Annotated in this window: 16 protein-coding genes, 1 pseudogene and 1 riboswitch; of the genes and pseudogenes, 12 read left to right on the plus strand and 5 right to left on the minus strand. The window is 71.9% G+C overall.

Annotation, left to right across the window (positions count from 1 at the left end; all coding sequences use genetic code 11):
• Positions 1-32: 32 nt before the first annotated feature.
• From H297_RS0132450 to H297_RS0132465, 4 genes are all read right to left on the minus strand, one after another.
• The gene (locus tag H297_RS0132450; RefSeq protein ID WP_027740435.1) at positions 33-1,160 is read right to left on the minus strand and encodes an NAD-dependent epimerase/dehydratase family protein; all 1,128 of its coding nucleotides are present in this window, start codon (positions 1,158-1,160) and stop codon (positions 33-35) included.
• A 220-nt stretch (positions 1,161-1,380) separates the two neighbouring features.
• Positions 1,381-2,319 (minus strand): NAD(P)H-binding protein, encoded by a 939-nt coding sequence (locus H297_RS0132455; protein WP_199787301.1) that lies wholly within the window; start codon positions 2,317-2,319, stop codon positions 1,381-1,383.
• A 156-nt stretch (positions 2,320-2,475) separates the two neighbouring features.
• Positions 2,476-3,393, minus strand: a complete 918-nt coding sequence (locus H297_RS39780) for a sigma factor-like helix-turn-helix DNA-binding protein (protein WP_486589767.1) — start codon at positions 3,391-3,393, stop codon at positions 2,476-2,478.
• Between the two features lie 203 nt (positions 3,394-3,596).
• Positions 3,597-4,181, minus strand: coding sequence for an RNA polymerase sigma factor (locus H297_RS0132465; protein ID WP_027740437.1), 585 nt, complete (start codon positions 4,179-4,181; stop codon positions 3,597-3,599).
• 334 nt (positions 4,182-4,515) lie between these two features.
• Here H297_RS0132465 and H297_RS44780 point away from each other — a divergent pair, with 334 nt between their 5' ends.
• The 12 genes and pseudogenes from H297_RS44780 to H297_RS0132535 all read left to right on the plus strand — a co-directional run bounded on the left by H297_RS44780 (position 4,516) and on the right by H297_RS0132535 (position 22,496).
• Positions 4,516-6,621: a serine/threonine protein kinase gene (locus H297_RS44780; protein WP_078514961.1), complete on the plus strand. Its 2,106-nt coding sequence runs from the start codon at positions 4,516-4,518 to the stop codon at positions 6,619-6,621.
• A gap of 379 nt (positions 6,622-7,000) precedes the next feature.
• A complete protein-coding gene (locus H297_RS0132480; RefSeq protein ID WP_486589768.1) occupies positions 7,001-7,711 on the plus strand; it encodes a DUF4232 domain-containing protein in 711 nt (236 codons plus the stop codon).
• A gap of 279 nt (positions 7,712-7,990) precedes the next feature.
• Entirely contained in the window at positions 7,991-9,154 is a 1,164-nt protein-coding gene (locus tag H297_RS39790) for a PP2C family protein-serine/threonine phosphatase (protein WP_486589769.1), read from the plus strand.
• 160 nt (positions 9,155-9,314) lie between these two features.
• Positions 9,315-9,476: riboswitch (cyclic di-AMP (ydaO/yuaA leader) on the plus strand.
• 14 nt (positions 9,477-9,490) lie between these two features.
• A complete protein-coding gene (locus H297_RS0132490) occupies positions 9,491-10,774 on the plus strand; it encodes a M23 family metallopeptidase (protein ID WP_078514962.1) in 1,284 nt (427 codons plus the stop codon).
• Between the two features lie 535 nt (positions 10,775-11,309).
• A pseudogene (locus H297_RS39795) lies at positions 11,310-12,246 on the plus strand (aldo/keto reductase).
• Positions 12,247-12,566: 320 nt separating this feature from the next.
• Positions 12,567-15,131 carry a Z1 domain-containing protein gene (locus H297_RS0132505; RefSeq protein ID WP_027740441.1) on the plus strand — a complete coding sequence of 855 codons (2,565 nt, stop codon included), beginning with the start codon at positions 12,567-12,569 and terminating at the stop codon, positions 15,129-15,131.
• A gap of 8 nt (positions 15,132-15,139) precedes the next feature.
• Positions 15,140-16,177, plus strand: a complete 1,038-nt coding sequence (locus H297_RS0132510) for a PD-(D/E)XK motif protein (protein WP_037795873.1) — start codon at positions 15,140-15,142, stop codon at positions 16,175-16,177.
• Positions 16,174-18,138 (plus strand): hypothetical protein, encoded by a 1,965-nt coding sequence (locus H297_RS0132515; protein ID WP_027740443.1) that lies wholly within the window; start codon positions 16,174-16,176, stop codon positions 18,136-18,138. The genes H297_RS0132510 and H297_RS0132515 overlap by 4 nt, the downstream gene beginning before the upstream one ends.
• Positions 18,135-19,031 carry a hypothetical protein gene (locus H297_RS43905; RefSeq protein ID WP_199787302.1) on the plus strand — a complete coding sequence of 299 codons (897 nt, stop codon included), beginning with the start codon at positions 18,135-18,137 and terminating at the stop codon, positions 19,029-19,031. Before H297_RS0132515 ends, H297_RS43905 begins: the two co-directional genes overlap by 4 nt.
• Before the next feature lie 4 nt (positions 19,032-19,035).
• Positions 19,036-20,871: a DNA cytosine methyltransferase gene (locus H297_RS43090; RefSeq protein WP_486589772.1), complete on the plus strand. Its 1,836-nt coding sequence runs from the start codon at positions 19,036-19,038 to the stop codon at positions 20,869-20,871.
• Positions 20,872-20,961: 90 nt separating this feature from the next.
• Positions 20,962-22,065: a DNA cytosine methyltransferase gene (locus H297_RS39800; protein ID WP_064744908.1), complete on the plus strand. Its 1,104-nt coding sequence runs from the start codon at positions 20,962-20,964 to the stop codon at positions 22,063-22,065.
• Between the two features lie 5 nt (positions 22,066-22,070).
• Positions 22,071-22,496 (plus strand): very short patch repair endonuclease, encoded by a 426-nt coding sequence (locus H297_RS0132535; protein ID WP_027740446.1) that lies wholly within the window; start codon positions 22,071-22,073, stop codon positions 22,494-22,496.
• 168 nt (positions 22,497-22,664) lie between these two features.
• On the opposite strand, the gene H297_RS39805 is transcribed toward H297_RS0132535, so the two are convergent.
• Positions 22,665-24,371, minus strand: coding sequence for a PrsW family intramembrane metalloprotease (locus H297_RS39805; protein WP_486589770.1), 1,707 nt, complete (start codon positions 24,369-24,371; stop codon positions 22,665-22,667).
• Positions 24,372-25,137: the final 766 nt, after the last annotated feature.

Consider the following 25,137-nt stretch of genomic DNA (forward strand, 5'->3'; position numbering starts at 1 on the left):
GGCCAGGGGAACCAGGCCGTCCGTCCCGGGCGTCAGCGGCCGTTGGAGGGGGCGCGCATCTCGTCCGACGCGAACTCCTTCATCCCTTCGGCGAATCCGATCTGCGCCCGCCACCCCAGCCGGTCGGCCGCGCGCCGGGAGGACGCGGTGATGTGGCGCACGTCGCCGAGACGGAAGTCGCCGGTCACCACGGGGTCCGGGCCCCCGTATGCCTCGGCCAGCGCGGCGGCCATCTCCCCGACGGTGTGCGGCTCGCCGCTGCCGACGTTGTAGGCGTCGAACAACGCCTCCCCCGCCGACCGGGACGCCTCCCGCGCCCCCGCCTCCGTGCCCGCGCGGGCCCCGCCTCCCGTGACGGCCCCCAGGGCCGCGACGTTGGCGGCGGCCACATCGCGTACGTGGACGAAGTCCCGGCGCTGGCCCCCGTCCTCGTACACGGTGGGGGCCTGCCCGCGGGCGAGGGCGGAGCGGAAGAAGGAGGCGACGCCCGCGTACGGGGTGTCGCGCGGCATGCCGGGGCCGTAGACGTTGTGGTAACGCAGCGAGACGGCGCGCCCGTCGGCGGACCGCGCCCAGGCCGCGGCCAGGTGCTCCTGGGCCAGCTTGGTGGTGGCGTAGGTGTTGCGCGGGTCCACCGGCGCGTCCTCGTCCACCAGCCCGGGGCGCAGCGGTGCCCCGCACTCGGGGCACGGCGGCTCGAACTGCCCCGCACGCAGCCGGTCCACGGCGCGCGGCCCCGGGCGTACCACTCCGTGCTGCTCGCAGGCGTAGCGGCCCTCTCCGTAGACCACCATGGAGCCGGCCAGCACCAGGGCGCGCACCCCGGCCCGCTCCATGGCGGCCAGCAGCACCGCGGTGCCGAGCTCGTTGCAACTGACGTACGCGGGCGCGTCGGCGAAGTCCTTGCCCAGCCCGACCATGGCGGCCTGGTGGCACACCGCGTCCACGCCGCGCAGCGCGTCGGTGACGGTGTCCGCGTCACGTACGTCACCGACCAGGTAGCGCACGTCCGGCACGGCCGAGGAGGGCAGCGTGCTGCCCTCCTCGTGCGCCGACGGCAGCAGGGCGTCGAGGACGACTGCCTCGTGGCCCGCCGCCGTCAGGGCGTCGACGATATGGGTACCGATGAACCCGGCTCCGCCGGTGACGAGAACGCGCATATCGCCACGTTAGGTCTGCGGGGCCGCCTCTCTGGCACATCCGGCCGCTGTGTCACCGCACCGTAAGAACCCCCCCGGGCAGCGGCCGGGCGCAAGGGCGTGCCCGTGACGCGGGCCCGCCCCACCCCCTCGGCCCTCGCCCCGGGACCGCGGCTTCGCTCCGGGACGGTGGCTTCGTCCCGGGCCCCACCGGTTCGCCTCCGGTCCCTGCCGGACTGCGCTAGCGGCCGAACCGCTCCGACAGGTACGCCTCGAAGGTCACCTTCCCCACCGCGCGCCCGGGGGCGAGGTTGCCGCCGCGGCGGAACGCGCGGGCGGTCCGGCCGGGCAGCGGCAGCTCCACCACACGGCGGGGCCGCCCGGACGCCCTCAGCACCTGCTCGGCCAGTTCCCGTGCCGTTGCCACGTGCGGGCCGCCCATGTCCGGCACCCGGCCGGCCGGTCGCCCCTGGGCGAGCTGCGCGAGCCGGCCGGCCACCTCGGTGACCTCGACCGGCTGGAAGCGGAACCCGGCCGGGACCACCACCCGGGGCAGTTTCCGCTGCGCGGTCGTCATCAGCGTCACCAGGTCGTGGAACTGGGTGGCCCGCAGCACGGTCCACGGCACGTGAGACCGCTCCAGCAGCCGCTCGGCGGCGTGCTTTCCCTTGTAGTAGGGAAACGGCACCTCGTCGACGCCGACGATCGAGATGTAGAGCAGATGGCGCACGCCCGCCTGGCGTGCCGCCTCCGTGAGGCGGCCGAGGATCCGTGCCTCGCGCCACGGGTCGGTGGCGCAGTGCACGATCGTGTGGACGCCCGAGACGGCTCCGGCCGGCCCCACCCCCTTGGTGAGGTCGCACACCGCCCACTCGTAGGGGCGCTCGTCCTCGGCCTTGCGCCGCCGCCTGCTCATGACGCGGACGGGCACGCCGTCCGCCAGCAGGCGGTCGACGAGGGGACGGCCGAGCGTGCCCGTCCCGCCGGTCACCAGAACCGGACCCGGGCCCGGACCGGGACCTGTGTCCGGGGTCTCCGGTCCAGGAGTTCGGGCGGGGTTCTGGTCGGAGCGGCCGAGGGGGTCGGCGGAGCCGGTGGGACCGGCACGACCATCGGAGCCGGTGGGATCGGTGGGATCGGTGGGATCGGTGGGATCGGTGGGGCCGGGCGAGGGTGCCATGGGGTGCCTCCCGGATCGGTGTGTGCTGTCGCTGGAAGGACCGGACAGCGGCCCGGAACGTGACAGACGGCACCCGGGTGGCGCGGGTCACCCCGGGGGCCGTCCCTGGTGGTGCGGGCGCCGCGGCCGGGCGACGGGACCGGGATGGTGGGGCCGTCAGAGGCGGAGGCGGTCCGCGTCGTCGGGGTGCCGCGCTGCGAGTTGCCGCGCCGCGTACCCCAGTTTGTCCGGGTTTGCGGTGACACGCAGCGCCGCGATCCGGCCACAGGCGCTCTCCAGCGCCACCACCCCCACCAAGCGCCCCCCGGCCAGACCGGGCGGCGCGGGGCCGCCGTCGACCTCGTACGGCACCAGGTCCACCCCGGCCGCGAGGCGCGCCAGGCCCGGGCCAGACACCTGGCGACCCGCTCCCGGCCCCGGATCGGACGCCGCGCGGTGTTGGTCTTTACGCCGCCGTCCGCGTACGGGACGACGTCTCGGGCCGACCGTTCCTCCAGCCGTGCCAGGTCGCCGCCGCGGGCCGCCGCGGGCGGCCGTGACGAACGTCTCGACGAGCCTGTGCGGGTGGTCCGCCGCGGCGCCGCCCGTACGCCCGCCTCGCGCCTCCCGGGCGGCCTCGGCCTCCCGGGCGCGGTGCCACGTGCGGCCGGCCCGGCGGTAGAGCTGGCGGGAGTCGGCCTCGGAGAGCTCCCGCACCTGTGCGATCTCGCGGTGCGGGCAGCCGAACGCCTCACGGAGGACGAACACGGCGCGCTCGGGCGGGGTCAGCCGCTCCAGCAGGACGAGCAGCGCCAGCGGGACGGACTCGCGCTGTTCGACGGTCTCCAACGGCCCGAGCGGCCCGGCGCCGCCCCCGCCCGCCGCATGCGGGCCCCGGCTCGCCGCGTGTGTGCGGTCGCCCGCCGGGTGCGCGTGCCCGCCCGCCGCGTGCCCTCCGGCGCCCCGTCCCACGCCCGTCAGCACGGGCTCGGGCAGCCACTGCCCGACGTACTGTTCGCGGCGGGCGCGCGCCGACATCAGTGTGTTGAGGCACAGCCGGGCGACGACCGTCGACAGCCGGGCCGCCGGGGTCACCACGGACGCCGGGGCGGCCCACTCCCAGCACAGGTACGCCTCCTGTCGGCGTCCTCGGCGTCCTCGGCGTCGGTCGAGCCGAGCATGCGGTACGCGATCCCGGACATCCGCTGTCTGTGCGCCTCGCACCGCGCCGCTGCCGCATCAGCCATGGCAGGCAGTGGACCACGGGGGCAGGCGCCGCCCCCTCGCCTCCCGGGCGGTCACAGCTCCTGGGAGGCGAGCCAGGGGCGGATGTGGCGGCGGGCGTGGTACAGCCGGGACTTGACGGTGCCCAGCGGGATGCCGAGGCGGTCGACGATCTCGTTGTAGTCCATCTGGCACAGGTCCCGGTAGACCAGCGGCGCCACCAGGTGGGGGCTCTCCTGCTCCAGGCGTTCGAGCGCTTCGAGGACGTCCACCTTGGAGCCCGCGATCACGCTGGTGGTGCGCGGGTCCGGGCGGCGCTCGGGGGCACCTGCCTCGTCCGCGTGCGCGGGCTGCTCGACCGCGCGCCGCTTCAGCTCCCGGTACTTCTGCCGCGAGCAGTTGGCGACCACGGTGTGCAGCCAGGTGCTGAAACGGCTGCGGCCCTCGAAACGCTGGATGTTCCGTGCGACCTGAAGCAGTACGTCCTGCGCCGCCTCCTCGGCGTCCTCCCGGTAGAGGAGGAAGCGGCCGCAGCGGCGGACGACGTCGGGACGGATGGCGCGAAGCAGCGCGTCGAGGGCCGCGCTGTCGCCGTTCGCCGCGCGGACGGCGAGGGCTTCCGGGTCAGAGGCTTCGGTATTGAGGGGTTCGGTATTGATGGCTTCCGCACCGATCGTGTTCGTATGTGGACGGTTTCCGGGCGTGCCGCCGAGTGAGGGGAAGGGGACGGACGAACGCGCGAGGGACAGTGAGGCGCGCGTTCTGTGCGGTTTCCGGGCTTCTGCGGGAATCGGGAAGATTGTGTGAGAGAGGTGTGACCTTCTGGCACGTCCGCATCGGGCCCTTCGGCGGGGAGGGCGTCGGTCTGTGGCGCTACGAGCCCCGAGGAATCGGCCCCAGTGGCCGGTTCGCGGGGGTCGCCGGGCTGGTTCACGGCGTCTGCAGAAGCCGGTCGATACACCCACGCATCATAAGGCCAGGCATCATAAGAGCATGCCCTCACCTGATCAGTTCGGCCGCTACCGGGTCGACAAGCGCCTGGGAGCCGGAGCCTTCGCCGTCGTCTGGCTCGCGCACGACGACCGGTTGGAGGCCCCTGTCGCGGTCAAGGTGATGTCCGAGAACTGGGCCACCCGCATGGACATCCGCGACCGCTTCCTCGCGGAGGCGCGGCTGCTGCGCAAGGCGTCCTCCGGCGGCGTGGTGCAGGTCTTCGACGTGGGGGAGCTCGACGACGAACGCCCGTACTTCGTCATGGAGTACGCGGACCGCGGTACGGTCGCCGACCGGCTGGCCGCCGGACCGCTGGCGGTGACCGAGGCGCTGCGCCTGACCGCCGAGGCCGCCCGCGGCGTGCGGTCCCTGCACGAGGTCGGCATCGCGCACCGCGACATCAAGCCCTCCAACGTCCTGCTGGCCAGCGGCGGCTCGCAGGGCCACCGGGAGCGGGTGCTGGTCGCCGACCTGGGCCTGGCCAAGAACCTCGCGCAGGCGTCGGGGCTGACGGTGGTCGCGGGGTCCGTCGGATACATGGCGCCCGAGCAGGCCGAGCCGTTCGAGGGCATCGACGCCCGCGCCGACGTCTACAGCCTGGGAGCCGTCCTCCACCACCTGGTGACGGGCACCGTTCCCGGGTCTCCGGGGCGGGTGCCGCCGCTGGGCAGGCTGCGCCCCGGGCTGCCGCCCGGCCTGGAAGAGGCCGTCGCCCGTGCCATGGAGCCCGACCGCGACCGCCGCTGGCCCACGGCCGTCTCCTTCGCGGAGGAGCTGGACCGCCTCGCGGAGAGCGCCCCCGCGTACGAGGCCGAGGCCCCGCCCTGGGAGCCCCCGGCCGGCGGCTCCGCGTGGCCCGACAACACCTCGTGGATGCCCGGGGGCCCCTCGTGGGCGCGGAGCAGGGGCTCCGCGGCCGGGCAGCCGGACGCCTCCGCCGCGGGGTCCCCCGGGGAGGCAGCCACCCCGTCGGCGGCTGTGCCGTCGAGCGGGGCGCCCCCGGCGGTTCCGGGTGCCGCCGGGCCGCCGGAGGCCGAGAGCTCCCCCGCCGGGCCGTCCTCCCTGGCCTCGTCGGCCTCGTCGTCCGGGCTCGGGGTGCCCCCCGGCACCGGGGTGCCCCCGGACGTCGGCGCGCCCTCTGGCGGGGCGGCGTCCGCGGAGGGGACGGCGCCTTCCGGCAGCACGCTGCCGTTGGGCCGTACGCCCTCGTCAGGGGGCACGGCGGCAGCGCCCGCCTCCGCGACAGGCGCGCCCGCGTCCGTGGCCGGGCAGTTCGCCACCCAGGCGCCCTCGCGGGCCGGGAGCGAGGCGTCCACGGTCGCGAACCCGCCCGGGGTGCCCGCTCAGGCCTCGGCAGCCGACCGGGCCGCGTTCGCGGAGCACTCCGCGGACGCCGGGCAGTCCTTCGCCGGGGCCGGTCGGCCCACGGATACGGCCGGGGCCGGTCAGCTCTCCGGTGTCGTCGGGCCCCCGTCCGGCGGGGAACCGGCGGGGACGCCTCCGCGGCGGCGCAAGCGGGGCCTGCTGGCTCTCGTCGTCGGGCTCGTGCTCGTGGGCGCCGCCGCGGGGACGCTGCGGCTGCTGCCCGACGACGTCAAACAGCCGAGGCGGAGCACCGCGCAGGTGTCCGACGCCAGCGGCCGGATCAGCGTGCGGGTGCCGGCTTCCTGGGCGAAGGAGAAGACCGGAAACGGCTGGAAACCGTCGTCCATGGGCCTGCCGGCCGACAAGGCCCCCGCCCTGCTGGTCGCCGGGGACATCAAGCGCTGGCCCGATCTCACCTCGCGGATCAGCGGCGTCTTCGTCGGCCTCGCAGGTGAGGACACCCGCGGCGCCGTGCTGGAGGAGAAGGTCGGTGCCGTCGAGCACCGGGGCGGCTGCCAGGCGGGGGAAGCCCGCACCGTCGAGCAGGGGGACTGGAAGGGGCGCGTCCGCACGTGGTCGTCGTGCGAGCAGCGCGGGTACTCGCTGGAGGAGATCAGCCTGACCCCCCAGCAGAAGGGGCTGCCGCCGGTGTACGTCCAGATCCGGTGCGACGAGGACTGCAAGTCACGGACGGACCAGGTGGTGGGCAGCCTGCGGGTGGCGGCGGCCTCGGGCCACTGACCTGCGGCGTTCTCCCGCATCGCGGTGGCGGACCGGCGCCTCACGGCGGTCGCGCCACGGGGGCAGCACGGGGGCGGGGCGCCCCGTCGCGGACAGGCCGGAAAAAAGTTCCCCGCGAGCGTGAACCTTTTCGCGGGGACGGCCATCCAACCCTGTGACGGCGCAGAATCGCGGGGTGCGGGCTGGTGAGGGCCGGACGCGACACCCCGCAGGCGTGCCGGAGCACTGCGACAGGAAGACGGGAGTGACCGCAGCCATGACACAGCGCCAGGATGCGACAACCGGGAAGACCTGTCAGACGACCGGGAGGACGCGGGGGTGGACGGCGGGCGCGGGCCTTGTGAGGGGGTCCGCCGGGCGCCGTCCGGGCCGCACGAGGGTGGCGCGTGTCGCCGCGGCCGCGACGGCGGTGCTGGCCGCGGGGGCGATGGTGACGGGCTGCGGCGACAAGGACTCGGACGCTTCGGCACCCCACAAGGTCAGCGGCGAGGCGGCACCGGCGACCGGCGGCTCGGACTCGTCCAAGGGCAGCGACAAGGGGGACGAGGGCAAGAGCGACGGGGACGGTTCGCAGGGCGGCGACTCCGGCTCCAAGAAATCCTCCGCCCCCTCGTCCGGCTCCGCGTCCGACGGGGACGACGGCGCGGGCAGCGCCTCCGGTCCGGGTTCCGGCAGCCGCTGCCACACCGGGGACCTGCGGGCCTCGTTCGGCAAGAACCACCCGGGCGCGGGGCAGGAGAACTTCGCTCTCGTGTTCACCAACAAGTCGGGCTCCACCTGCACGGTGCGGGGCTACCCGGGGATGGAGTTCGTCGACGGAGCGGGGGAGCAGGTCTCCTTCGACCCGCACCGGACCGGCGACGAGGTGCGCACGGTCACACTGGCTCCGGGCAAGAGCGCCTGGGCCCCGCTCTCGTTCACCAACCCGGAGATGACCGACGTGCCGACGGTGACGCCGTCCGCGGCGAAGGTCACCCCGCCCGACGAGAAGGCTTCTCTCACCGCCCCGTGGTCGGGCGGCAAGGTGACCAGGACGGGCACGGCCTCCGTCCCCAAGATCGGTCCGCTCGCCCCGGGCACCGGCGGCTGAGCGGCCCCTGACGGGCGGCCGGGAACCCGGCGCCGCCCCACCCCCGCTCCGCGGAGGCACGCCTTGCTGACCACAGCGCGTGCTCCCCGGGCCAGGAGCGAGAGGAGGGAGCGGCGGGTTCCCGGGCCCGATCGGCGGCGTCCGGCTCCGCGGGAGGGTGCCGGACGCCGCCTCCTGCGCGCCCGCGCTCCGCGCCGTCCTCGCGCGCGCTCCTGCCGCCGCCACCCGGACCGACCACCCCCGGGTGCCCGGCGGCGCGGAACGGGTCAGATTGAAAGCGTGCGCAAGAGCTGGGAGGACGTGGCCGGGACGGAGCCGGCCGACGGGTACGAGGACAGCGTGGGGCGGCTGCGGAGCCTGGCCAGGGCGCTCCCCGGCGCGCTGCTCGTCCTCGGCCTGGTCCTGGAACTGGCGACCCCGCCGAACGTCACCGTCTCCGCCCCGTTCGCGGCCGCACCGCTGGCCGCCGCCGCCCTGCTGTCGCTCCGCGGGACCGTCGCCACCGGTATCGCCTCCTTCGGCGCCGTCGTGCTGATCACCTGGCTGCACGACGCGACCGGCCCCGACATCGAACCGCAGGCCCGCTCCGTCACCATCGGCACCGTCGCCGTGCTCGCCGTCGGCGTCAACTACGTGCTGCGGCGCAGCGACGAACAGCTGGCCTCGGCGCGGGTCGTCGCCGAGGCGGTGCAGCTCGCGGTCCTTCCCACCCCGCCCACCCGGGTGGCCGACTTCGCCATCGCGACCCGGTACCGCGCGGCACAGGCCGGCACCCGCGTCGGCGGGGACTTCTACGCCGTGGAGGAGACCCCGTACGGCGTACGGCTGCTCATCGGTGACGTACGCGGCAAAGGTCTCGGCGCCGTCGAGGCCGTCGTCATCGTGGTGGGCGCCTTCCGTGAGGCCGCGGAGCAGGAGGAGAGCCTCTCCGGCGTCGCCGGGCGCCTCGACCGGGCCCTCCAGCGCGAGGGCCGCCGCCAACTCGGTACAGCACGCTTCGAGGGCTTCACGACAGCGGTGCTGGCCGAGATCCCCCTGCGTCAGGACCACTGCGTGGTGCGGATCGTCAACCGCGGCCACCCCGGCCCCGTCCTGCTCCACCGGGGCCGCACGACCCTCCTGGAGCCGACCGAACCGGCGCTCCCGCTCGGCATGACGGAGCTGGGGGTGTGGCCCGACGAGACCGACGAGGTGCCCTTCCCACCCGGCGCACAGCTCCTCCTGTACACCGACGGGCTCTCCGAGGCCCGCAACGCCGACAGGGTCTTCTACGACCCGGCCGCACGCCTGTCCCGCAGCTACTTCGCACACCCCGAGGAGCTGTTGGAGACGGTCCTCATCGACGTCGCCGACCACACCGGGGGCGAGCAGGTCGACGACATGGCGCTGCTGGCCGTCGCCCACGAGTCCGTCCGGCCACCGTCGCTGCCCCGACGTCCTTGACTCCGGGGCAGGGCAATTGTGCGGAACGGCTTGGAAACACGGGTGCTGTTCTATTACCGTCCGATAACACAGCACGATGGGCACGGTCGTCACTGCCGCCACGGAAGGCGGCACCGTGCACCGTCGCCGAATCCCGCATACGGAGCACCAGCCGAGACCACCGACTCACTGGCCCAGCACCGTGGGAACCGGGGAACCACCCCTTCTCGTCAGCATGACGGGGAGGACGGGGTGAATCGGGCGCCCCCGCACGAGGGTGCCCGTAGGAGACCTTCCTGCTCCGAACCCGTCAGCTAACCCGGTAGGCGAGAAGGAAGGAAAGGAGAGCGCCCCGCCGTGGCGTCCAGGTCCCAGGGCACTGCCCCCGAGGTCGTCGGGTACGACCCGCAGTTCCCCAGCGTCGGCTCCCCGCAGTACCCCGGTGTCGGTTCCCCGCACCCCGGCGCCGGCGCCCCCGCTCCAGCTCCGGCCCCCTCGCACACGCCCGCCGCCCCGGCGCGTGCGGTGGCCCCCGTGAACGCGGCGACGGTCCGTACGGACGTGCCGCCCCGCATCCCCGGGGGCGAGCCGGCCCATGAGGGAGCGCCCTGGGAGGAGTGGAACCCCTCCGAGGACGAGGCCACCCGCCCGCTGCGGGGCAAGCACCGGGTCGCCCGGCAGCGGACCGGCGGCGTGGCGCGCGGCGGTGCCGTACTGGGCGTCGGCATGATCGCCGCCGTCGGCGCGGGCGGCATGGCGACGGCACACGACAAGGATCCCGGCGCCGTCTCCGTCCCGGACCTGGACTCCGCCACCGACACCGCCCGCGGCCTGGCCGACCAGCTTTCGGACCTTCCCGACCTCGACGCCGAGGACCTCCCCGGCGTCGGCGGCTTCTTCGCCGACGGCTCCGACAGCTCCGACACCGCCGACGGCTCCGACTCGGTGGACGGCACATCCGCAACCGACGCCTCCCCGGCCGCCGACGGATCGGCCGACGCGGGGGAGGCGTTGCGGGCCCGCATCCTCGCGCAGGCCGACCGGCACCGCTCCGCGGCGGACGCGCAGGCCCGCGAGGAGGCGGCCCGCGAGGCCGCGAGCAGCGCAGCCGCGCAGGCCGCGAAGCGGGCGGCGGCCGAGGAAAGGGCCCGGGCCGAGGCGCACGCCGAACGCCAGCGCGAGGCCGCCGAGGCCGCGGAGGCGGAGAAGCGCAAGGCGGCCGAACGCCGCGCCGAGCGCGCCCGCGGCTACACGGCACCGCTCGCCTCGTACCAGCTCAGCGCGGGCTTCGGCCAGTCCGGCGGCCGGTGGCAGAGCGACCACACCGGCCAGGACTTCGCCGCCCCCAACGGCACCCCCGTCAAGGCGATCCACACCGGCACCGTCCAGCAGGCCGGCTGGGCCGGCTCCTACGGCTACCGCGTCGTGCTGAAGCTGGACGACGGTACGCAACTGTGGTTCTGCCACCTGTCGTCCATGACCAAGTCCGCGGGCGACAAGGTGAGCACCGGCGACGTCATCGGCCGCGTCGGCTCCACCGGCAACTCCACGGGCCCGCACCTGCACGTCGAGGTCCGCCCCGACGGCAGCACCCCCGTCGACCCGCTGCCGTGGCTCCGCGACAAGGGCGTACACGTCTGAACCGACGTCACCGGCTTCCCACGTGCCCTCGTCGGAGGCGCCCACCGACGAGGCCGGTATCCCGACGGGGGCGCTCCCGCCCCGACGGGACCGGCACCCCCGAGGGGTTCGGCACCTGCGATGGGGCTGGTGCCTCCCGAGGGGCTCGGCATCTCCGACGGGGTTGGTACCTCCGACGAGGCCGGTACCCCCGGCGGGGTCGGCACTCCTCAACCGGGTGGGTGCTCCCGGGGAGCTCGGCACCTCCGCCGGGGTCGGCACCCTCCACCGGATCGGTACCCCCGACGGGCTCGGCACCCGAATCGGGTCGGCACTCCTGACGGGCCGCTCCGACGGGCGGCGTACCGCCGACCACACCGCCGGCAGGGCGGCAGACCGTCGGCGGAGTGGTCCACTGGAAGCAGGCCGCTCTCGATGGGAGCCGCTGCTGGCTGCTGCCGCCGAAGTGACTCACCGTCGACGGGACGGCTCACTGCCCTGCCGTCGAAGCGGAGCTCTTCCCGGGTCGGACACGCGCCGACGTCGCAGCACGCAGATGAACGCCGGTAAGAAGACCGGTCAGCTCTCCGTCTCGCCGCTCGCGCTCGGCGGGAATGTAGTCGGCTGGACCGCCGAGAAGGACACGTCGTTCGCGTGCTGGACGCCTGCACCGACGGCGGTGGCACCACATCGACACGGCGGACGCGTGCTCGGCCTGGGTGGAGGGCAACTCGGGCGGCGAGTCCGAGAGGGTGATCGGCCAGTGGCTGTCCGCGCGGGGCCCCGCCGTCCGGGACAAGGTCGTCGTCGCCACGAAGGTCGCCCGCCACCCGGAACGCATGGGGCTGGCCGCAGAGAACATCGAAGCGGCATGCAAGGATTCGCTGCCCCGTCTGTAGACCGACCACATCGACCTCTATTACACCCACTTCGTCGACGAGTCGGTCGAGGTCTCCAAGATCATCGGGGCGCTGGACGACCTGATGAAGGCCGGCAGGGTCCGTGAGGTCGCCGCCTCGAACATCCCCCTCCGAGCGGCTGTCCGCCTCCCTCGCGTTCAGCGACCGCGAGGGAGGCGCCCGCTATGTCGCCCCAGTCCCACTACAACCTGGTCTTCCGCGACACCTGCGAGGGAGAGCTGGAGGACCTGGCACGGCGTGCATCCCTTGCCGTAGTGCCCTACTACGCGCTGACCTCCGGGTTCCTAACCAGCAAATACCAGCCGGGGCCCCCGCAAGCGCCCGGTCCGGCAGGGCCGCCCAACTGCCGGCCACCGAACGTGGCCGGCGCGTCCTGGCGGCCCTCTCCACGGTCGCCGGCGCCCACCAGGTCTCCGAGGCCACCGTCGCCCTCGCCTGGCTGGAGGCTCGCCCCGCCATCACCTCGCCATCGCCGGCGCCCGCACTCCCGACCGCCTCCCTGCCCTCATGGCCACGGCCGACCTCCATCTCACCACCGACGAACTCCGCCTCCAGACAGACGCCTCAGCCTGACTCGTAGGCACCTTCTTCGTGCCCTCCCGGACGGACCCGCCGCTCCTCGGCCTGGTCCGGCTGCAGCCTTCGGATCGCCGGTGACCAGGGGATCCCGCCAGGCCCGGGGGAGGGCCTCCACGGATGTCGAGACATCCGATCGAACCGCCGACGACCTCCGTGAAGTGCACGTCTTCGACTGCCCGGGCATCGTGGGTGAGCATGGCCGGAAAGCTGGCCATGCCTTCACCGATCGTGGCGGGAGGTGCCGTCAGGGTGATGCGCCGGGCGGGATAATCTGAGCAAAAGAGGACCAGACGGTGGAGGGGGCAGGTGGCTCGGTGAGTGACGAACTGGAGGAGCAGTACGAGGTCTTCAGGGATCTCCTGGATTCCAACACGCCCTCGGGGGCGGTCAAGAAGCTCGAGATCCTGGGGCTGAGCGACGACAGGATCGAAGCGCTTCGTGAACTGCATGAGCAGCGGACGCTGCGCGTCAAGGAGCTGGAGGAGCCCCGTGCGGTTGTCCAGGGGAACCGGTACACCTGGTACACCGGCCCGCGCGACGGAGACGAGGCCTGGCCGGCACTCAAGCGGCTCCAGGAAGAGGGATGGCCGTCGAAGGCCGTCGACGATCTCGACGACGCCTCGACGCGCATCGTCTCCCTGCTCAGTCACCCGAAGGAACGCGAATTCTCCACGCGTGGTCTGGTCGTCGGGCACGTTCAGTCGGGCAAGACGACCAACTTCACCTCCGTCATGGCCAAGGCCGCCGATCGGGGCTACAAGCTCTTCATCGTGCTCTCGGGCGTCCACAACGGGCTGCGACGCCAGACCCAGGCCCGCCTCGCTCGACAGCTTGTGCAGCCGAACCCGACCCACTGGTCGCAGTTGACGGGTTTGGACAGCGATTTCGTCCCCGTCGCGAACGCCAAGTCCTTCTTCGGCGGGAGCAATCGGACGCGAGTGCTGTGCGTGATGAAGAAGAATGCCTCAGTGCTTCGGAAGTTCGCCCAGTGGTTGGAGACGGCTTCCGACCACCTCAGGGATGCACCTGCCTTGATCATCGACGACGAGGCGGACCAGGCCACGGTCAACTCTCCGACGATCAATCCCCTGATCCGCCGGATCCTCGATGCTCTGCCGAAGTCCGCGTACGTGGGATACACCGCCACGCCCTTCGCCAACGTCCTCATCGACCCGGCGGCGGACGATCTGTACCCCAAGGATTTCGTCGTCAGCCTGCCCAAGCCCGAGGGGCACTTCGGAACGGAGGTCCTCTTCGGTCGGTATGCGCTGGACGGGGAGGATCCGGCGGATCTCGACGACGGTTACGACATGATTCGTACCGTGCCGGACGCAGACGTACCCGATGTCCGCCCCGCCTCCCGCGCAGATGTCGACGGATTCACACCGGTGATCACGGAGACACTGGAGCAGGCTGTCCGTTGGTTCTGGTTGACAACCGCCGCTCGCCGTGTACGGGGTGGCGGCAACCCGCACTCGACGATGCTGATCCACACCAGTGTGAAGACACAGGTCCACAACAGCTTCCGTCGTCCGCTGGAGGCTTACCGCGACAGCATGCGCGGTCGTCTCGACACACCCGCTGTCGTCGAGGAGTTGCGCAGGCTCTGGGATCGCGAGACCGCGCGTGTGAGCGCTGGTGAGTTCGGCGCGACGCGGGTGTCCTTCGACGCGTTGCTTCCGCATCTGCCCGGCGTGCTCGACGAGTGTCGGATCATCATGGACAACTCCACCAGCGACGATCGCCTCGACTACGAGAACGGAGCCGTGGTCGCCATCGCCGTGGGGGGCAACACGTTGTCCCGGGGGCTGACGCTGGAGGGCCTGGCGGTCAGCTACTTCGTCCGTGCCGCCTCCGCCTACGACACCCTGCTCCAGATGGGTCGATGGTTCGGTTTCCGACACGGTTACGAGGACCTCCCCCGCATCTGGATGACAGACGAACTGCGTGGTTGGTTCCGGCACGTGGCCACGGTCGAGGCCGAGATGCGACGCGACATCGACGTCTACATGCACGAGGACGAGACACCTCTCACGTTCGCCGTCCGGCTGCGCACGCATCCCAGCCTGCGAGTGACGGCAGCGGCGAAGATGGGCTCCGCCGTGACTGCACACGCCTCGTACGGCGGTCGGCGGGTGCAGACCCATTACTTCCGGACGAACGCCCAGTGGCTCCTCGACAACCAGCAGGCGGCCGGCAAACTCGTGGCGAACGCTGTGGCCGCTACCGTCAAGGTGGAGGCACGTCCCGAGCGAGGCCGCCATGTACTCCGCGATGTTCCGCACGATCTCGTACTGGACTTCCTGAACGAGTACCGGTTCCATCCGAAGTCCCACGAGGGCGACGCGGGGCTCATCTCCGAGTACATCCGCCGCAGGGTCGCGGCGCGGAGTCTGCGGCGGTGGAACGTCGCCGTGATCGGCACACCGGTGACGGGCACACGGCACGACTACACCTTCACGCCGGACGTCACGGTCGGCCTGGCGACACGTGCCCGACTCAAGGGGCCACAGGAACCGGATTTCGCCGACATCAAAACACTGATGTCCCGCCAGGACGCGGCCGTCGATCTCCTGGAAGGTGGCAAGGGCATGACCGAGAACCAGATCATGGCGAAACGTCGCAGGCAGCTGCCGGACACCGGCCTGATCACTCTGTACCCGATCGACAAGGACTCGACCGCACCCGAGCACCGCAAGGAACGACGTGAGCCGCTGGCGGCCGAGGAACACGTGATAGGCGTCGGCATCGTGTTCCCGCTGCCGAGCGACCGGGACAGCCAGGTGGGTTGGGACAGCCGGTACGTCTCCGCCGACCTGTCCGGTGTCCAACTGGAGGAGGACGACCTGAGCCTCGTGGATTCCGAGGTCGTTGCGTGAAGCGGGGAATGCGGGACGAGGTCGAACACTGCTGGAAGGAGTTGGCGGGCCGGCCGGCGTCATCGGCGCGGAGACTGCGGACGACGCCTCTTCCTGTCCCCACTCACCGCGGACCGGTGCTGGCAGCCCTGGACCACGAGGGCCGGAGACATCTTCTCGTGCCGATAGCCTCGAACCAGCGGGTGCGCAACGACGTCGACGGGCCCGCATTGACTCTCCGACGGCGGCCGCTCGAGGGCGCCGACACCTACCAGACCTATGCCGACCTGGGCTGCCTACGCCCCGACCTGGAGGACGTCTTCACGGGTCTGTGCGGCGACGTGCTGGGGGAGATCACCGGTCCGCAGACGAACGCCGAGACATCCGCTGCCGGCGCCATGAAGGCGTTGTATCGGGTGCTGGACCGATGGCGGGCGCTGTTCAAGGCCTCCCGCACCCCGTTGGGGCCTGAGCAGTTGGCAGGTCTGTACGGTGAGTTGGCTGTCCTCGTACGTTTGTTGCGGGCCGACCCCAGCGCCCACCGTCTGTGGGCCGGCCCCCTCGGTCACCGGCACGACTACGTCTCGGGAACGGAAGCGATCGAGGTGAAGTCCTCCGTCGGTGACGGTGCTCTGCGTGTCCGTGTCCACGGTCTTCGTCAGCTCGAGGAACCCGAGGAGGGGCGGCTGCACCTCGTGTGCTTCCGGTTGGAGCGTTCCGCAACGGGGTCTACCGCGAGGAGCGTCGTCGACCTGGTGGAACAGGCTCTTTCGCTCTGCGACGACGAAGGAGCCCTGCTCTCTCTGCTCGCGTCGGCGGGCTACCACTCGATGGATGCCGAGCGGTACCGATCGGTCCTCTTCCACGAGGCGGAGGAGCGGTGGTATCCCGTCGACAAGGGGTTTCCCCGGCTGACGGGCACCGATCTGGCGGCCGCCGGCGTGCCGGTCACGGTGTCGGAGGTCGAGTACACCGTGGACCTGACCGCCGAGCCCCCGCGGCCGCTGCCCCGGACCAGGCTGGAAACGATTCTCGAGTCCCTGCTCGTCGAGGGTGGCGAGGCATGAGCGGCGACGCATCCAGGGTCGGGTGGTACTCACAACCCTTTCCGCCCGAGGGCGCCGGCGCCGCGGAGGGGATTCGCAACCAACTCGGCCGACCGGAACTGGACCTCTTGACGATCATGGTCAGGGAGGCGGCACAGAACAGTTGGGACGCCCGCGACCGCCGACGGGGTACCACCGTGGACTTCTCACTCGATCTGCGGACCGTCGGCCCCGCCCACGCCCCCTACTGGCGTCGGCTTCTGGGTGAGCACGCCCCGCTGGGAGAACACCTGCCGCTGCGTGCTGCACTGGCGTCCTCGACCATTCGCCTGCTGGAGGTGTCGGACCGCGGCACGGTGGGGCTTGGTGGTCCGACGCGCGCGGACGAAAGCAAACCGGGCGACCAGGACTTCGTGGCGTTCGTACGGAACGTCGGCGAACCGCGTGACGTGGAGTTGGGCGGCGGTACGTACGGATTCGGCAAGGGCATCTTCTACCTGCTCGCCGCTTCGGGCACGGTCCTGGTGCACACCCGCTGCCGGAGGCCCGACGGCGCTCTTGAGACGCGCCTGATGGGCAGTGCGCTGTGGCGCAGTTACGAGGCGCACGTTGCAGGCGGCGGACGCCGTTACACAGGACGGCACTGGTGGGGCGACGTGTCGGGAGAGGTCGTCGAACCGCTGGTCGGTGCTGCCGCGGAGGAGGTCGTCCGGCACCTGGGGCTGCGGCCTTTCGGGGCGGAGGAGACCGGAACCAGCGTTTTCGTTCTCGACCCGCACCTGGACGGTCTCGAGCCGCGGTTCGCCGCCGAGTACCTGGCGCAGACCTTGGCATGGCAGCTCTGGCCCAAGATGCTCGAGCGCACGGACGGTTCGGTGGACATGAGCTTCTCCGTGTCGTGCGACGGGGTCGACGTGGCCGTTCCCGACCCCACGACCACCCGACCGCTCAACCTCTTTGTCGAGGCGTACAGACAGATGTATGCCCCCGACGGGCAGCGCCTGGCCTGCGGTCGGCCGCAACAGCACCTCGGTCGGTTGGGACTGGTGAAACGCCTGATGCCTCCTGTCGATCCGTCCTCGGCCGCACGTCGAGCGATGGAGACGGTCGGCATCGCCGGCACGGTGCACCATGTCTGCCTGATGCGGCCCGCGGAACTCGTGGTCACCTATTGGCCGGGGCGTGAACCCGGAACGGAGCACGTGTCCTACGCCGGCGTCTTCCGGGCGGACGAGGAGCTGGACGAGGTCTACGCCAGGTCCGAGCCTCCGACGCACGACGCCTGGCATCCGCAGACCCTGGACCCGCCGAACAGTACCTTCGTACGGATCACCTTCGTCCGCATCAAGGAGTCGGTCGAGCGGTTGCTGGAGCTGAGCGGCTCTGCACGGACCGGTTCGGCCCACGTCGCCCTCGGCGCCGCCAGCAACAGGTTCTCGGTCCTCGTCGGAGGAGCCCGGGGCACCGGCGGCGCGACCGACCAGGGCGCTGTGGCGGGGCGTGCCAGGGCCCTGCCCCAGGAGGACGGAAGGGACGGCGAAGCCGCTCGTCCAGCGGCCGGTTCGTCCACCCGCCGAGGGCGTGCAGACGCCGGAGCGAAGGCGGGAAGCCCTACCGTAGGGTGGAACGGTCGCGCCCGTCCCCGAGCCCGGGTCCAGTACGTCGAGGAGACGGCGTACGAGTTGCGCTCGGGGCAGCCGGTGCTCGTCCAGTCCTTCCGACTCCCCGCGCCGATGCCGCAGCGAGTCTCCGTGGAACTTGCCGTCGCCCTGCCGGGAACCGGTAACCGGGAGAGCGACCCGCCGCTGGGGAGTCGGAAGCCCGAGCTGGTCGGGTGGGAGGATCCGAGCGGGACCCTGCACGCCTCCCCGACGTACGTCATCGAAGGTGGCGACGACGCCGTGTGGCGAGCGGTCGTCCTCCCGGCTCCCGACACCATCACAGAAATCATGGTCAGATCCGAGGCGGTGTCCGCTGCATGAGCAGGCTCGCCCTCCCCTATCGGACACCCCCGGCCTCGACCGTGGAGGCGGGCAACTGGCTGCTGATCGTCGAGGGGGAGGAGATTCCGCTCCCGGAGGCTCTCGACGACTGGGACTACCGGACGGACGTGGAACTGCGCCGTTCGGTCGCGGTCGACGTACGCGGCGCTCGGACAGGGGCCGGTCTGCAGGAGGACGCCGGTCTCGCTCTCGCCGCCGTGTGGACGGCCACAGGTTCCAACCTGCGGGGCGCCATGCGGCGTACGACCTTCTCAGGCGATGGAAGGCAGACGGTCGATCTGCACGCAGTCCTACCAGGGGCGGATCTCGGGGGCACTCTGACGCTGGAGACGGTGCTCGTGCTCACCTCGGCCGGGAGCGGTCCTGCCCCGTTCGCCCCCAGGCGCGCCGGATCCGTGCTGTGGAGCGACCAGGCGTCGCTGCGCCTCCAGGGCGATGCGCCCCAGTTCCCCATGACCATCATCGATTTCGCCCATACGTCGTTCCCGGACGACGCCGCATGGCACCTTCAGATCGCTCCGGATCTGGAGAGCGCTGCGATGGGGTCGTTGCTGCTGCTGATCAACGAACGTCGGGAGGCCGTGGCCACTGCGTTCGCCAACGCAGCCAGGCCTCGGGCCCAGGACCGTGCGGTGCTGGAGACGGTGTACGCCGACTGCGCCAGGGTCATGCTCGAACACGCCCTCCGCCAGGAGAGCTTCAGCGATGACGTCGACTTCCCGGAGGACTCGTTGGGCGCCACTCTCCTCGATCTCTTCCACCGACTCTTCCCGGACTCGTCGATCCGCGATCGCCGTCTGCGACTGGAGATGTCCCCGAGTCTGTTCGGTTCGGAGCTTCAAGCTGCCGTCCGGATCTTCCAGGAGGAGTGACGTGATGGCCCTGCTGTATCCCCGTCTTCTCGCGGACCGGGCCAAGGTGCTTCACGACGAGTACAGGAACTGCCCGATCGCCGAGCTGACCCGGCACGCCGCCACCCGTCACAATGCGGCCGTCTACGTGGCCACCGGAGGCGACCGCGTCAGCGAAGCCGGGCTGTCCGACCTGCGCGAGCGCGTCGTCGCGCTGGCACGTGAAGCCGGATTCCCCCAGCTGCCTTCCCGGTCCGCCCTTGCGCGCTTCGACCTCGCTCTCGCTCCCGCGCTGCACACCGGGATGAACCTGGCCCCCGCTGAAGCCGCTGCCGGGGACGTGTGGGCGTTCCTGTCCCTGGTGCTTCTGCCCGACGTGGCGCATTGGCGGTTTCCTCGTCCGCCGCGGGACCGGGTCCTGGCAAGCGACCTGACGCGGCACGTGTTCGGCCGGCTGTGGTGGCGGGCGCAACTGGTGCACGACCTCGCCGCGAAGCGGCCCTACGAGGCGCTCGAGATCCTGGGGGAGGCGGCCTTCGACCAGATCTATGCTCGAAGGAAGGCGTTGGGTGGCAGTCCGCACCTGGTCAGCGCCATTCTTCGGGTGTGGAACTCGCTGTCGTTCGAGGGCGTTCGGGAACGCGATGTCCTGCGTGACTTCCTCAAGCGGCTGCTCCGGCTGGCTCCCTTCGTGGTCTTCGAGGCTCTGAGCCGCGACGAGTTGGACAGGGAGTTGCGCGTCGTCGCCTCGGAGTCGGTCACCGCCCTGAAGGCGACCACCGACACACCCGAGGCGCCCGCTGTCGCAGTGAACCGGACCTTCCATCACGGAACGACACCGCGTCCTGCTCCGGCTGTCAGCAGTACTTCCTCGGTCGCCCGACTCCTTGTCGTGGAGCTGTGTGCCGGAGCCGGAGGGCTGGCACTGGGACTGGAGAACGCGGGATTCCGACCCGTGCTCGCGGTCGACAACCGTCCGGTGGCCTGCCGCACGCTGAGGGCGAACCGGCCGGAATGGGACGTACGCGAGGACGATCTGCTCGATCCGGCACCAGAAGTCCTCGCCGCCCTGGAAGCGTCGCAAGGAGCCGATCTGCTGTCCGCCGGGTTGCCCCGTCTGAAAGCTGCTGCTGCCGTCAACCGCGATCGCGGCAACAATCACGAGTTGGGGGTCCTGCGGGCCGTCGTCGAGTTCGCCTGCCGGCTGGAGCCCCGTGCCCTTCTGCTGGAGAACGTCCCGGAACTGAGCAGGAGCGAAGCGTACGAGCCCGTGCGGCAGTACGTCGCGGAGCGGCTGAGGCCGCTCGGGTACCGGATGCACTGGTTCGTGACGAACGCGTTGGAACACGGTGTTCCGCAGGACCGTGAGCAAGGCGTGCTCGTGGCGCTGCGCGGTGTCCCCGCGGTCGCCTTCCGCCCGCCGAGTCCGTCGGGCTTGCCGGTGCCCACAGTGGGAGAGGCGTTGCTGGAATCGATGGCCGGGCGTGGCTGGTCGGAAGCCGCTCGCTGGGCCGAGCAGGCCGACCGGCCGGCGCCGACGTTGGTAGGTGGTTCCTGGGACCGAGGAGGCCCTGATCTAGGGCCGACCGGTACCAAACGCACATGGGAACGGATGGGTGTGAACGGAGGGACGATCGCCGACAACGTCCCGGGCCCGGATTTCCACTGGAGTCCTGAACTCGGCAAGGACGGTCTCGTGCGTCTCACCGTCGACCAGGCAGCGCAGCTTCAGGGATTTCCTCGTGACTGGCGGTTCGAGGGCGGCAAGACGGCTCGCTATCGGCAGGTGGGCAACGCCTGCCCTCCTCAGGTCGGTGAGGCCCTCGGCCGGGCCGTCCGAGCGGCACTGAAGGAGGGATGAGATGCTCACCGTCCCCGTGCGGACCACCCGATAGACTCTCACCTCATGATCTCCGTGCCGCCTCGACCGACGTCCTCTGCGGATTTCCGCATGGTGGACCTTTTCGCGGGACCAGGAGGGCTGGATCTCGCGGCCGAGGTGCTCGGCATCGAGTCCGTCGGGGTCGAGATCGATGCCTCGGCCTGCCGGACACGAGAGGCCGCGGGCCTGGAGACGGAGGCAGCGGACGTCCGGGAGCGCGATCCGGAGCACCCGCGTCTACTGGGCAGGCAGATTCTGGCGGGAGGGCCACCTTGCCAGACGTTCACCGTCGCCGGTAACGGCGTCGGACGGCGAGCGCTGGAGCATGTGCTGAAGTTCGTCCAGCGTCTGGTGAACCGGGAGGATCCGGCGGCGATCAGGGCGGACCTCCAGTCCTTCGATCAACGCACCGGCCTGGTACTGGAGCCCCTCCGGTGGGCGCTCAAGGCGATCGACCTCCCGGAGTTGGACCCTTACGAGGCGATCGTCCTGGAACAGGTACCCGCAGTCCTCCCTGTGTGGGAGGCCTACGCGGAAGCGTTGAAGGCCGAGGGCTATGCCGTCGCTCACGGCATTCTGCACACCGAGGAGTTCGGTGTCCCCCAGACCCGTAGGCGCGCCGTCCTGATCGCTCGGTGGCAGAAGAGACACGTGGCGCTTCCGGCGCCGACCCATCACCGTTACCGGAAGGGCACGGGGCGCCCTTCCGGCGACTTGGTGCGGCAGTCGTGGGTGGCGATGGAGGATGTGCTCCCGCACCGCAAGCGCCCTCCCTTCCGTGTCGTTTCCAACTACGGGACCGGCGGCGACCCCAAAGCACGCGGCAGGCGACGTTCCTGCGAGCCGGCCGCGACGGTGACGGGCAAGATCTCTCGGAACCGCATCGTGCTCGACGGGGAGGTCGAGCGGGAGCTCCCCCGCTTCACCGAGTCGGAAGCGGGCGTCCTTCAGACCTTCCCGGTCGCCTACCCGTGGAGGGGTCAGGCCATCGCACAGCAGATCGGCAACGCCGTCCCGCCCCGTCTCGGCATGCACATCCTGTGCGCGGCGCTCGACCTCGGCATCCCCGCGCAGGACGCCCTCGAGAGGTTGGAGAAGTGGACGCCTCCGTCGCCCGCAGCAATCGGTGCGGACACCGACCGAACTCTCGAACTCGTGGGTGAACCATACTGAAAGACATGACCGGGACGAGTCCATTGCCGTCGTCCGCCGATGTCTCGGGCCGCATGAGTCGGCAGGGCAGGCGGGACACGACACCCGAGCTGGCGGTACGCAAACTTCTGTACGCCGTCGGCCTGCGTTACCGACTGCAATGGCGCATTCCCGGTATGTCACGACGCACCGTCGACATCGCGTTCCCCGGTCGGCACGTCGCGGTCTTCATCGACGGCTGCTTCTGGCACGTCTGTCCCCGTCACGCCACCAGTCCGAAGGCGAACGCGGAATGGTGGCGGGCGAAGCTCGACAAGAACGTCGCACGGGACGAGCAGACCACTGCTCACCTGGAAGCGCTGGGCTGGACGGTCCTGAGGTTCTGGGAGCACGAGAACCCTGCGGAGATCGCCGCCGAAGTGCGGAGAACCGTGCAGCGTAAGGATCACTGACTGCTGGGGCCGTGCGACGGCCTCGCGTCACCGGGACGGGCAACTTCTCCGAGTACTTCCGTATCCCGGGCTGATGGCGACGTTGCTCGTCCTTTCAAGGCAGCGCCGGTCCCTCGCGGCGCGGGGGTGGGGCGGATGCGCCCCGACATTTCACTGCCCCGGTGGCCGTCACCCTGGCGGCCCCGAGGACTTCTGGTGAGGGTCCCACGCCTGCGGGGGCGCCCACCCCTGAGGCCCCGCCCACCCCTGCGGGGGCGCCCATCCCTGGGGAGGGGCCCAGGTCCGTGGGGGTGGGTAGGGGTGGCTCAGGGTGAGGGCGGCGCTGGTGGTCGGGGGGCCGGAGAGGGGGTGGTTGGCGCGGAGGGCCTGGAGGAGCTGGTGCTCGCGGGCGGCGAAGTCCGGGGCCGTGGCGCCGTTGTCGGCGCGGGAGCGGAGGAGGGCGAGGGCCGTGGCGTCGTGCTGGTAGGCGGCCAGGGTGCGGGCCGCGGCGGGCCCGTGGCTGCGGCGGGCCATCGCGCGGGCCATGGAGCGGGCCCGCATCGAGGAGAGGGACCAAGGTTCCGGCTCGCTGAACCAGCCCGCCGCCGCGTACGCGGGCAGCGTCTCCCGTACGACCCGCAGTTCGTGCAGCCGTGACCAGACCGCCAGCCACGTCAGCGCACCGAACACGGGGAGCATGAAGAGCCCGTACACGGCGAGGAAGGTGTAGTTGGCAAAGGATGCCGAGCCGTTCCATATCGCGTGCAGCAGCACCGCCGTGAACCAGCCCAGCAGGGGCAGCACCGTGCGCAGCACCCGGCGGCGGCGCGGGAGGGCCGCGACCATGCCGAAGGCTATGCCGGTCATCGCCGTGAACAGGGGGTGGGCGAACGGCGCGAAGATGACGCGGATGAGGAACGTGCCGGCGGTCGCCGAGCCGGAGAAGCCGTCGGGGCTCAGCGCGGAGTCCTGGTCGTAGGCGGTACCGAGGTAGAGGATGTTCTCGGTGAAGGCGAACCCGGCGGCGGTGATGCCGGCGGCCGCGATGCCGGAGACGACGCTGTCCAGGTGGCGGCGGCGGAAGAGGAAGAGCAGCAGGACCGCCGCGGCCTTGCTGGTCTCCTCGACGACGGGCGCGATCACGGTGGCGCCCAGGGTGTCCGCCTCGTGCGGGGAGTCGACGACGACGGACGAGGCCAGCCAGTCGGTGGCGAAGCCGTTCGCCAGGATGGCGACCAGCGTCGCCGCGCACGCCCCCCAGGCGAAGGCGAACACATGCGTGCGCCACGGCGCGGGCAGTGGCGCGCTCAGCCAGCGGAAGGCGGCCAGCAGCAGCGGTACGGGGAAGAGCGCGAGGCCGAAGCCGACGAGCAGGCCTGTCGTGCCCGTCTGCTCCCGTACCAGCGCCAGGATCATCAGGCCGCACAGCGCCAGCAGGGCGATCAGGGCGGTGGTGCGCAGCGCTTGCCGGTGCCGTTGCCACCAGGACGGCACCGGGTGCGTCGGCACCGCCGAGTACGGGAGGGACCCCGGGGTGTGGGGGACGGGCCCCGGGGTGGGGGAGTACGCGGGTGCGGGTGCGGGGGCAGGCGGGAACGGCGGCTGGTGGCCGTCCTGCGGGAGCTGCCGGCCGCTCCAGGGATGGTGCTGGGCGGGGCGGTCCTCGCCACGGAAGGGCGGGTTTCCCGGTGCGGGGGCAGCCGACGGCGGTGCGGGCGCCGGTTCCGGTGCGGGGGCCGGGGCGCCGGTGTGGTCCGCCGGTGCGGCGTCGTACGGGGCGCTTCCGGGGTGCGCCGACGGGGCGGGCGTGGGGTCGCCCGCGCGGCCGCCCGTGGGCTGCCCGGACGTCATCGGGTTCGGCGGCGCGCCGGGGGCGCCGGATGCCTCGTCATGCACCCGACGACAGTAACCAGTGTGGGTGACACGCGCTGCGGCGCGGGCGCAGCCGCCGCACGGTACCGGCCGCCTGCACTGCACCACCCGCGAATCCACCGAGCCGGATCACTCCCGCGAAGCCACGGCGACCAGCCACCGCCACCCGCACCCCACCGCCGCACCGTGCCGCCACCTGCGTCCCGCTGCCGCGCCGTGCCGCCATCCGCGTCCCACTGCCGCCATCCGCGTCCCACTGCCGCACGGTACCGGCCGCCCGCACCGCACCTCCCGCGAATTCACCGAGCCGGATCACTCCCGCGAAGCCACGGCGACCAGCCACCGCCACCCGCACCCCACCGCCGCACCGTGCCGCCACCTGCGTCCCGCTGCCGCGCCGTGCCACCATCCGCGTCCCACTGCCGACGGCCGCGTTCCGCTGCCGCACCGTGCCACCATCCGCACCTCACCGCCGACGGCCGCGTCCCAGCGCCGCACCGTGCCGCCATCCGCGGCCCACCACCGCCCGCGCGCCGCCGCAACGTGGCAGTCCCAGCGGGCCATGCCTTACGTGCGCGAGATCGTCCCCAACGTGCGCGAGATCGTCCCCACCACCGCCCGCACCTGTCGCCGCACCGTGGCAGTGGCCCGTCGCGGTGGTGGCCCGCCCAGCTTCGTGGCAGTGGCCCGTCACGGTGCGGCGGCCCGCCTTTGTGGCAGTGGCCGGTCGCGGTGGTGGTCCGCCCACCTTCGTGGCAGCGGGCCACCACGGTGTGGCGGTCCACAACCG

Source organism: Streptomyces sp. CNT360, from assembly GCF_000424785.1.

Bases quoted from the DNA above. Each gene is read 5' to 3' on its own strand.
- H297_RS0132510 (WP_037795873.1), top strand. From the start codon at position 15,140: ATGCGGGACGAGGTCGAACACTGCTGGAAGGAGTTGGCGGGCCGGCCG.
- H297_RS39800 (WP_064744908.1), top strand. From the start codon at position 20,962: ATGGTGGACCTTTTCGCGGGACCAGGAGGGCTGGATCTCGCGGCCGAG.
- H297_RS43090 (WP_486589772.1), top strand. From the start codon at position 19,036: ATGGCCCTGCTGTATCCCCGTCTTCTCGCGGACCGGGCCAAGGTGCTT.
- H297_RS0132450 (WP_027740435.1), bottom strand. From the start codon at position 1,160: ATGCGCGTTCTCGTCACCGGCGGAGCCGGGTTCATCGGTACCCATATC.
- H297_RS44780 (WP_078514961.1), top strand. From the start codon at position 4,516: ATGCCCTCACCTGATCAGTTCGGCCGCTACCGGGTCGACAAGCGCCTG.
- H297_RS0132455 (WP_199787301.1), bottom strand. From the start codon at position 2,319: ATGGCACCCTCGCCCGGCCCCACCGATCCCACCGATCCCACCGATCCC.
- H297_RS0132535 (WP_027740446.1), top strand. From the start codon at position 22,071: ATGACCGGGACGAGTCCATTGCCGTCGTCCGCCGATGTCTCGGGCCGC.
- H297_RS0132515 (WP_027740443.1), top strand. From the start codon at position 16,174: ATGAGCGGCGACGCATCCAGGGTCGGGTGGTACTCACAACCCTTTCCG.
- H297_RS43905 (WP_199787302.1), top strand. From the start codon at position 18,135: ATGAGCAGGCTCGCCCTCCCCTATCGGACACCCCCGGCCTCGACCGTG.